Genomic DNA, 1,054 nt, shown 5'->3' on the forward strand with positions numbered 1-1,054 from the left:
TGGAGGTTCACGCCGGACCAGGAGGTGGGTTGCGGGGTGCCGCGCTCGAACGCGCCGGACGTGGCGGTGTCGGTGCCGTCCGGGTCGACGGTCCAGCCCTGGTCGGTTTCGAGGTCGTCGGCGTGGACGATCTCGCCGTCGGGCGGGCCGCCGGTGCCGGCGAGGGTCCAGACGGCGTGGGCGATGGCGTCGGCGTTGCGGTCGAGGGCGGTGTCGTCGATGTTCGCGGTGGTGTCGCAGTACGCGTGGTAGCAGCGGTCGTAGGCGACGCCCGCCTGGCCGCCCCACAGGCGGGCCTGCTCGGTGGTCTTGCGGCCTTCGGCGCCGGTGAACAGGCCGCCGGCGGGGATGCCGACGCGGATGAACGGCCCGTAGTCGGAGCGTCCGTCGAAGGCGGTGTCGCGGACGGGGACGCCGAGGGCGGTGAAGTGCTCGCGCAGGACGGTCTCGATGCGGGCGGATCCGGCGGGGCCGCCGGATCCGCTGGAGCCGTCGCCGTCGTAGGCGAAGTAGCCGGGGTTCGGCGAGCCGATCATGTCGAAGTTGAGGTAGCCGCCGATCTTCTGCCGTTCGGCGGACGGCAGGGTGTTGACGTAGTGGGTGGAGCCGAGGAGGCCGAGTTCTTCGGCGCCCCACCAGGCGAACCGCAGGTGCTTGCCGGGCCGGAGGTCGGCGCGGGCGACGGCGAGGGCGGTCTCGAGGATCGCGGCGGAGCCGGAGCCGTTGTCGTTGATGCCGGGGCCGGCGGTGACGCCGTCGAGGTGCGCGCCGGTCATCAGAACGTCGTCGGGGTCGCCGCCGGGCCAGTCGGCGATCAGGTTGTAGCCGGTGGCGCCGCGGGCGGTGAAGGACTGGACGGTCGTGGTGAATCCGGCCGCGTCCAGTTGGGCCTTCACGTAGTCGAGGGACGCGCGGTAGCCGGACGTGCCGTGGGCGCGGTTGCCTCCGTTGGCGTTGGCGATGCTCTGGAAGCGCGCGAGGTGCGCCTTGACGTTGGCGAGCGGGACGTCCGGGGCGGCGGCGGTCGTGGTCGGGGCGGCCGCGGCGGCCGGGG

The 1,054-nt window shown here is 73.6% G+C and carries 1 protein-coding gene; it reads right to left on the reverse strand.

Annotation, left to right across the window (positions count from 1 at the left end):
- On the reverse strand, nt 1–1,054 hold a 1,054-nt coding region (locus tag H505_RS0133360), incomplete at both ends, for a M28 family metallopeptidase (protein WP_026405404.1).

It is taken from the genome of Actinomadura rifamycini DSM 43936 (genome assembly GCF_000425065.1).
Taxonomy (GTDB): Bacteria; Actinomycetota; Actinomycetes; order Streptosporangiales; family Streptosporangiaceae; genus Spirillospora; species Spirillospora rifamycini.